8 protein-coding genes are annotated in these 8,788 nt (G+C 39.1%); 4 read left to right on the top strand and 4 right to left on the bottom strand.

Annotated features, from left to right (window positions below; translation table 11 throughout):
- Nucleotides 1-288: 288 nt before the first annotated feature.
- Complete coding sequence (locus tag ACTIEV_RS03960; RefSeq protein WP_322195539.1) at nt 289-2,712, bottom strand: penicillin acylase family protein; 2,424 nt, start codon at nt 2,710-2,712, stop codon at nt 289-291.
- A 235-nt stretch (nt 2,713-2,947) separates the two neighbouring features.
- Between ACTIEV_RS03960 and ACTIEV_RS03955 the strand changes: the two genes are divergently transcribed.
- A complete protein-coding gene (locus tag ACTIEV_RS03955) occupies nt 2,948-4,705 on the top strand; it encodes a WD40 repeat domain-containing protein (protein ID WP_322195540.1) in 1,758 nt (585 codons plus the stop codon).
- A gap of 90 nt (nt 4,706-4,795) precedes the next feature.
- On the opposite strand, the gene ACTIEV_RS03950 is transcribed toward ACTIEV_RS03955, so the two are convergent.
- Complete coding sequence (locus ACTIEV_RS03950; RefSeq protein WP_322195541.1) at nt 4,796-5,506, bottom strand: 3-keto-disaccharide hydrolase; 711 nt, start codon at nt 5,504-5,506, stop codon at nt 4,796-4,798.
- Nucleotides 5,507-5,696: 190 nt separating this feature from the next.
- Between ACTIEV_RS03950 and ACTIEV_RS03945 the strand changes: the two genes are divergently transcribed.
- Both ACTIEV_RS03945 and ACTIEV_RS03940 read left to right on the top strand, forming a co-directional pair.
- Nucleotides 5,697-6,155 carry a mobile mystery protein A gene (locus ACTIEV_RS03945; RefSeq protein WP_322195542.1) on the top strand — a complete coding sequence of 153 codons (459 nt, stop codon included), beginning with the start codon at nt 5,697-5,699 and terminating at the stop codon, nt 6,153-6,155.
- Nucleotides 6,146-6,745, top strand: coding sequence for a mobile mystery protein B (locus ACTIEV_RS03940; protein ID WP_439516142.1), 600 nt, complete (start codon nt 6,146-6,148; stop codon nt 6,743-6,745). Before ACTIEV_RS03945 ends, ACTIEV_RS03940 begins: the two co-directional genes overlap by 10 nt.
- A gap of 156 nt (nt 6,746-6,901) precedes the next feature.
- Here the strand turns inward: ACTIEV_RS03940 and ACTIEV_RS03935 are convergent, their stop codons facing one another.
- Nucleotides 6,902-7,177, bottom strand: a complete 276-nt coding sequence (locus tag ACTIEV_RS03935) for a DUF5763 domain-containing protein (protein WP_439516141.1) — start codon at nt 7,175-7,177, stop codon at nt 6,902-6,904.
- Nucleotides 7,174-8,187, bottom strand: a complete 1,014-nt coding sequence (locus tag ACTIEV_RS03930) for a hypothetical protein (protein ID WP_439516140.1) — start codon at nt 8,185-8,187, stop codon at nt 7,174-7,176. Before ACTIEV_RS03930 ends, ACTIEV_RS03935 begins: the two co-directional genes overlap by 4 nt.
- 377 nt (nt 8,188-8,564) lie before the next feature.
- Between ACTIEV_RS03930 and ACTIEV_RS03925 the strand changes: the two genes are divergently transcribed.
- Nucleotides 8,565-8,753, top strand: coding sequence for a hypothetical protein (locus ACTIEV_RS03925; protein ID WP_178886505.1), 189 nt, complete (start codon nt 8,565-8,567; stop codon nt 8,751-8,753).
- Nucleotides 8,754-8,788: the final 35 nt, after the last annotated feature.

The following is an 8,788-nucleotide window of genomic DNA, read 5'->3' as shown; positions in this document are numbered from 1 at the left end:
CCGATATAATGGGTATTAGGTGCTTTAGGGCCCTGTTCCAGAAAAGAAGTTACAGCATATGGACTTTTTTGTGCTGACACCAATATTGACATGCTTAAAAGAAAGAGCAATAAGAATGATTTCATGATGACTGATTTAAAGTAGATAAAAGTACCACAATACATTCATTATTCAGTTTCAGAACAATAAGCAAATTTTTCGTTTTCTAGTGAACTTTTGGAAAGTTTTAGAACTTTCCAAAAGTTGAAAGGCAACACTGTTTTAATGTGATGAACAACTAAAAAACATTTACTGAACCGGCTTCAACAATGAAATTTCTTTGGTGTGTTGCAGAATTTTTGGTTTTGAAAAATAAGACGGAAAGAACTGATCCTTTGCCCACTTTTCGAATAAATTACGATAGTAGGGACTTTCAGGATCACCCGATTGTCCGGGGGTATTGATCATGAGTGTTTGATCCCAGTCTTTTGTATCGGCTACCATTCTAAAACTGGCACCACTTAACTGATTGTCGATACCACCATTTGCACCTAGCGTATGACCATTACCGCCTCTCGGAAGCGGACCATGATCTAATTGATTGCGCAGTTCTGTTTCTACAAATGCAGACAGTGGATGACGAATCAATGCATGTTTAAATTTTGTTTGTCCATATTGCCACTGGTTCATATCTGCGCCCAATCTTCTTTTCAGTGCAGCAACTGCATCTTTAAATGTGGTTGCCAGAAATTCATTTCTCAATTGTTCGGGTGACTTTCCTGTTTCTTTAAAATAGGGTTCAGGTGATTTTAGCATTTTGATGATCGTGGTTAATTGCAAACTGATCAAGCCTCTTGCTGCTGCCGGTATAAATGTAGTTCCTGCCTGAACATATATTTGTCGCTCCCACTGCGCATAAATTGCTGCAGCAATACTTTCCATACCCAATATATAGTTCCAATGATCAAAATATTTTTTTGCTGCAATAGATGCTTCATCAGAGAGTGTAACAGTACTCAGTAAGGGTACCAGCTCGCTTGCAGGAATAGAGTAATAATCGTTTTGCAACTGCGCCATTTCTTCGATCGTGAATTTTTTATCCTGGCTCAATACCCTATTTACACGGTCACCCCTATATGCATCTGCCCAAGTATACCCCACTGCATCCCATCTTTTATAGGAATTGGGTGTTACATTTTGATTGGCGGTTGCGAAGAATCCTTGTTCCGGATTGAGTACATGTGGACGTTCTTTAATAGGCAGATAACTATCCCATTCATAACGACCATCACCGGGTATGGGAACATAGCCACTAAAGTTTTTTCTCACGGGAACAATACCTACCGCCTGCCAGCCAATATTTCCTTTTTTATCTGCCCATATCATATTCTCTCCGGGTATATGACTGTAGGAACAAGCTTCTCGGAATGATGCCCAGTCGGTGGCTTGGTCAATTCGTAGCGAAGCAAGATAGGGTGCCCCTCCCGGTTCCATCCATGCACATTTAACAGCATAGGCTTTATGGTTCACCGAATCGATATAAGTAACAGGCCCATGCAGCGTATACAACAATCGAGCAGTTACAGTGGCTGCATTTTTTACGGCTATTTTTTCTTCGATTGATTGCATGTCTACCCATTTTCCCTTATGCTTGTACTGATTTAGGTTAGCGGGATTCAGGTCGTATACATACAAATCTTCGCCATCGGTTTCATAGATGGTGAGACCCCATGCGCCATATTCATTGTGTCCGATTGAAACACCGGGAATAACGGGCTCACCTCCACCCACCACATTCCAGCCGGGTGCCACAAGGTGTACCATATATCTTAATGAGGGTGCGGCAATTTTACGATGTGGGTCATTTGCCAATAAGGGAAAACCACTGGCCGATTTTTTTCCACTTACGATCCAGTTATTACTTCCGTCTGTGGTTGGATTGAGTTCAAATGCTTCTTTCTCTCTTTTGATATTTGCCTGATTCAATAATGCGGCTGCTGTTGTTGTTGGATTTACCAAGTCTTCTTTTACAAACACCACATCTTTACGATAAGCATTATAGAGTTCAAGAATTTGAGGGCTCAGCAGATCCACACGTATGCTGCTGTCCATTTTGAGATCGGGATCTTTCGGATGAAACCACATGATCTCTTTTACTTTCTCAACGCCTACTTTTTGAATAGCCAATGCAATATTGAGTTCCTGTGTAATATTGCCGAGTAAACCCTGGTGTCTTGATATCACTACTTCAGCAGTCCATTCTTTGGGTTGAATATTGAGCAGCTTAAATTCTATAGGCAATTCTGCCGGTGTTTGGTTGATCTCCCTGATATATGCATTTACACCCGCTACATACGCGTTGATGATTTCTTTTCCCTGCGGGTGATAATAGTTCAGTTCCTTATCCATATTACCCCTGAACTTGAACAGTCTGGTTCCGATATCTCTTTTCAGTTCCCTTTCACCCAATATTTCGGCAACGGTTCCTGTTGCTTGCCGGCGCCATACTTCAAACTGAAAAAGCCTGTCTTTGGCTGCGCAATACCCTTGTGCAAAAAAAAGGTCCTGCTGGTTGTTGGCATAAATATGATTCATACCCCATTCATCTCTCCATACTTCCACTGCTGCTTTCAATCCTTTCACCTGAATGGTTGTTTTTTTCTGTGCAATAATGGTTGTAGATGATACAGCCATTAATATCAGTAACTGACTAAGGAGAGCTATCTTTCGCATACAAGTAGATTTGTTTTCAATTTAGTGAAAGAATTTTTAAGGATGAGTGATAGACATGTTGATCGGGCGAACAATAACGGCGAGGGTATCATCCGAGTATTATTAACATTAAACTAAGACAAATAAGACAGGTTTCACTTTTATGCGATCAAAGAGCAGAGAAAATACCCAATAATAGCTATTGATAATTGCTAACAGAAACCTATTTTGAATTAAAATACACGCATACGAGCCCATGAAAACATATTACATTATCATACTATCAGCACTACTTTGTAGTAGCCAATCCATTTCGCAAACAATGGATAAAAACAACACTTCACTTTACACAAAAAATATCGGGGTAGATGTTAGTAGAATATCAAACAACCTGGTTCATAAAAATAACAGCCCACTTACCAATATAAACTTTAACAACTCATCAGACCTTAGTAAAACGAGTTATATTACTAGATTGAATGCGGATGGAACAATAGATAATACATTTAATCCCGGCACAGGTGCCAATAATGCTGTTGCTGAAGTTGCCATACAGCCCGATGGGAAGTTGATTATTGGCGGATACTTTACTTCCTTCAATGGAAAGAATATTAGTCGCATCGCCCGACTAAATGCAAATGGCACAATAGATCATAGTTTTAACCCCGGCACAGGAGCAGACAATAGTGTGGATGCTTTAGCCCTACAACCCGATGGAAAGATACTGATTGGCGGAGCTTTTAACACTTACAATGGGATGAGTGTTAAACGCGTTGCTCGACTCAATGCAGATGGTACATTAGATAAAACTTTTAAACTAGATAAAGAAATAGATGGTCTTGTATATGCCATCACACTTCAACCAAATGGGAAGATACTGGTGGGTGGATATTTTCACTCCTTTAATGGAAAGATGAGATTCGGCGGCCTTACCCGACTCAATGCTGATGGTAGTTTTGATAAAAGTTTTAACCCGGGTGAGGGAACATTGTTATCTTCTGTGGATGTGATTACTTTACAACCCGATGAGAAGATATTGATTAGTGGAAACTTCAGATTTTTCAATGGTATCATCAGAGACCATATTGCACGATTGAATGCAGATGGCAGTGTAGATGATAGTTTTGATTCGAATAGAGGTGCCAATGAAAAAATAAATACCATTGCCTTACAAGCTGATGGAAAAATATTGATTGGTGGAGATTTTACGAAGCATATTGGTACAACTAGAAATAAAATAGCTCGACTGAATGCCGATGGCAGCCTAGATAAAACCTTTGAATCTACTGTAGGGGCTAATTACAAGGTGCGTACCATTACCCTACAATCTGATAAAAAAATATTAGTTGGCGGAGATTTTACCAAATACAATGGAATCAACAGAAACCAAATCGCACGCTTGAATGCAGATGGTACTTTAACAAATGATACATTCAACCGTGGTACAGGAGCAAATGGGGATGTGCGAACCATTGTACTACAACCCGATGGAAAAATATTGGTTTTACAATCTTTAGAAGTGGTGGAGAGTGAGATACAGCCTTGTCCGAATCTTAAAAAGCTGGAAAATATTTGTATCAATATTGATAGTCGAAGCAAAGATCCAAAACCGAAAGGTGATTATGTATATATGTACCAAAGAAAACTTTTAGACGCCGCTTGCGTAGATGTTGAAAAGGATAGTGAAGAAGTGATTGGTGAAAAAATACGTAAGATGTGGGATGCTGCTTTTGCGCAACAGAAATTGAATTGTCATAGTATACAATTCTATCCCAGTGGTGGTAATATTTTAAAATTTGCCGTATCCTCTAAATTCACTGAATTTATTGACGATGCGATTTGGTGGAAAGTAAATCTCAACTTTATAGATGAGGTAGATAAAGAAACGGTTTTAGATTATGTACGAGGTCAAATTGAAAAAAATAAAGGCACCAGTATTGTCTCTACACTCCAACATTATTACAAAATTTTGAGAGAGGCGGGTGCGAAACATGCGGCAGAGTTAAAAAAGTAAGGGTGAATTGATATTCATCATTATAGTTTATAAGATATCCGCTGTTGTTGGTCGCGGGCGAGTAACAATGGCGAGAGAAATTACATAGCGTTATAGAGGTAAAAGTTTGATATTTCGGAAGGATACCGGTTTTTGCCAATCTTGTAAGGCAATATGTCCTTTGGTGGCCACACCAAATTCGGGATATGCTTTAAAATGAGTTTGGGCTACTGCATCTTTCCAGTCTTGCGATGTTAGATCCTGTTTAGCTGTGCGTACTCCATTCAGATAAAATTCAATCACACCATTTACTTGTTTGATTGTCGATTGGTTCCACTCTCCCGGTTTCTTGTTGGTAACTGTTGCAGGTTCTTTGGTAAATGCATACAGACTTCCCGGTTTCTTTTCAGGTTTATCAAAATCTACATGTGCTTTCTCTAATAACTGGTATTCGGGACCCGTCATCCAAGCTGCCATCAGTTCCTTCTTTTCCCGGACGTTGATGAATACACCACTATTGCCGCCTTCACTTATTTTCCATTCAAATTGTAATTCATAGTTTTCATAGGACTGGTCTGTTACGAGATCGGTTACTTCCAGTTCTGTTCTTTTGGTGGGGTCGCATTGCAGTTCACCATCTTTGACCAGCCATACAGCAGGTACACTTTCTTTATTATAACCGTGCCAGCCTTTGGTGGTTTTACCATCGAATAATAATATCCAGCCTTGTTTTTTTTCTTCGCTGGTGAGTTGGTTTTGGGAACCGGTACAACCGATAAGAAATATGATATTAATAAACGCTACTATTAAGCAAATACGCATACGCTGTTAATTGGGCTTTTGAGTGAATGGTTCCGGATACAATAAATATACTAAAAATTTTATTGCATTATAAATCAATTACTTACAACTAATTAACACAAAAAGTCATACCATAATCTTACTTTTTATTATTTTAGTCATATTATAGCATTACTTTTTACATAATTTTGTCAGACTATAGTATGATATTATGAGCAAAAAAGCACTTCAGATACAGCACCTAAACGAAAAAATGTTGGCCTATTCAACCCTGTCTACAATCGTTCAACCGCAAACAGGTTGGGTTAAGGCTTTGCGTGTTGCTTTGGGTATTTCTCTCGAGCAATTGGGTCGTAAGTTGGGTATTACCAAACAAAGTATGCAGGATATAGAAAAACGTGAACAGGACGGTAGTATTACCATCAGGGCTTTGAGAGAAACCGCAGCTAAGCTTGACATGCAACTAGTATATGGTTTCGTACCGAAAGATGGTTCCTTAGAAGCATTGATTGAGCGAAAGGCAGAAGAAAAAGCAACGCAGATCGTATTGCATACAAGCAATACCATGCGCCTGGAAGACCAAGAAAATTCAGCTGAAAGAATTAAAAAAGCGATTGAAGAAAAAAAGAATCTGTTTAAGAACGAGCTACCTAAATTATTATGGGATTAGATTTTGACTATACGGATGGACAAACACCTCTTGATGAAGATGAGAAAGATGCGCTGCTCATCCCTTCTATTACTACGCGTGGTGAACTGGATGAGTTTGAACAGCTGAATATTGAAAATGCAATGGTCTTCTACTGGAGCAAACGCATCACTATTCATAAATTTTTTACTGAAGCATTTATCAAAGCCGTACACAAAAAAATGTATGGTGATGTTTGGATGTGGGCCGGAGAATTTCGAAAAACAGACAAGAATATTGGCGTTGACAAATGGACTATTTCAATCGCGTTAAAAGAATTGCTGGATGATGCGCTTTACTGGGTAAAACACAATGTATACAAACCCGAAGAAATTGCCATCCGCTTTAAACATCGGCTTGTAAGTATTCATTGTTTTCCGAATGGTAACGGCAGGCATAGTCGTTTTATGGCCGATCTGTTATGGTACAGGGTATATAAAGGAGAAAAGCCATTTAGCTGGGGAGCTTTTAGTCTTGTAAAACAAGAAGATGCAAGAGCTACATATTTAAAGGCTTTGAAAGAAGCAGATCAGGGGAATATGGAACCATTGATTCTTTTTGCGAAATCATAGTGAACCTGACACAGAGGGAGCAGCACTTGTCACGCTGAACAAGTTATTCTTATTGTAGTCTGTAACACAGGGGTTATAGTGTGTTATGAAAATTTAATGTAGTGTAAAGGCTAAAGAAAATAATTCTTGAATATAATGGATACAGAAAGCCAACGATCAACCACCATGCTGCCAACAATAACCGTTGGTTTTTGCTTTTCTTTTACACTGAGTTCCTTTTTTGGTGATTCCCTGGCAATGACCATTTTCCCTAACAGTACTCTTATTAGAGTATCCTTCCACTTCAGTGTTTGAGGTATGTGTTAAGGAATCCATTTTTTGTTCGAGACGAGTGATGCGTTCATTGAGCTGTTTCGACTCAGTAACTTTTCCATTTGGATCATCGCAGGAATACAAAAGAGAAACAATAATGATCAGTAGTATATTTCTCATTTTTGAGTATTGGTTAATTGGATGGTTTGATTATGATCAACAGAAGTATTGTTTTTTATACTATCCTTCGATCCGAATTCTTTTTCCCAGATATAGCGTGTCATCACTCTCAAATGTCGAGTAGTTTCAATGGGATGTTTACCGCCGCCGGTAAAAAACTCTCTATTCTTATTACCAAAATAATGTACCACTCCAATTGATTTCTCTGTGATGGTACTTAAATCGGTGATCTTCCTAAAATTTTTCCACCTTTCTTCATTAAATAGAACCTTATCATTGTTCTCTTCGTCACAATCGATCCTCTCATAGTGATCACCTGTCCAATACATACAGTTAGCACTTTTATTATAGAACCAATAAATTGATATTGAAAAAATCGAAACAAATAAGGCGACACCAATGATCAGCCATTTCTTATCTATTGTCAACCTCTTTTTTCCTGTTCTTTTCTCACTAACCGCATTTATTGGAACAACCGGTACTTGTTCATGAGCTGTTATTGCAATATTATTCTCCAACTCATTTCGCTGGGATTGACCCAATATATCATCGCTCTTATCATCTGCTGCTGCTTCCATCTCTTGCGATACCTTTTCACCTACCTTATCATCACTATTTAAAATCGCTTTTTCCTTCTCGCTTAAAATTACATCCATTCCATACCGGTACGGTCTATGCGGAAAATCTATTAACCAGGCAAGTAGTTCTACATTTTTATCTTCTGTACTAAGCGCTATGCCCTTCAAATAATTAGAGAATGCTTTAAACTTTTCTGTCGGAAAGTTTTCGATGGGAGTTAAGAATGAGCCATTCGCTGCGGCTGGTCCAAAAAAAGATCTAAGAACAGGTTCATCTTTTCTATCAGGTCTTTCCTTATAAACAGTAAGGCACTCTTTGCGGATACTTGCCGGTGTTGGCTGCTTCAACGCAGGAGAGAATTCGGGCGTACTGCGTAACAATTGATAAGTACGAAATACCAGTTTGATGTATGCCGGGTGAGTCAGCCGCATATAATTTCTCTTCCTTCTAAATGTACATAATAACCGGAATTTTTGGAATTAGCGGATCAAAATAAGCTCCTAACCAGCGTTGAATTTTACGGTTTCCCGGAATCTTCGGAATCATTGGAATTACCGGAATCCATTGCTGATCAGGCTTTTAGGCGATGCTATGTTTGTATCATGATCGTTTGGTAACAGTTACAACATATCAAATGATCTGCAGAGTGCAGCGATCGCAGCGAGGTTAGCAAGTATGGGAAGTTGCTGGCCAAACTGCGATCAACGCCCTTCCTTCCCATCGTAAGAAGCGCTTCTTACAAAACAGTCTCTGCCGGGATCGCAACCCGGTACGAGCAATTTTTTACCACATTTTAAATCATTCAACAATGGTAGAACTATTGATATGGTTGGCTATATTCTTATGTATTAACCCAACCCAGACACCCGATAAAAACGGTAATTACAAAAAGGGACATACTACAACTGTTTCAACTACCGATGATACGGGTGGTGAAACAGGAAGTAATCCCAAGCCACCGGTACCACCACCGCCACCACCTCCCACAGGGGGTTAACAGGCAACACAAAGGGCAGAAGTTATTCTGCCCTT

It is taken from the genome of Sediminibacterium sp. (assembly GCF_051861365.1).
Taxonomy (GTDB): domain Bacteria; phylum Bacteroidota; class Bacteroidia; order Chitinophagales; family Chitinophagaceae; genus Sediminibacterium.
The sequence above is the reverse complement of the archived record's forward strand: the minus strand, read 5'-3'. Positions and strand labels throughout refer to the sequence as shown.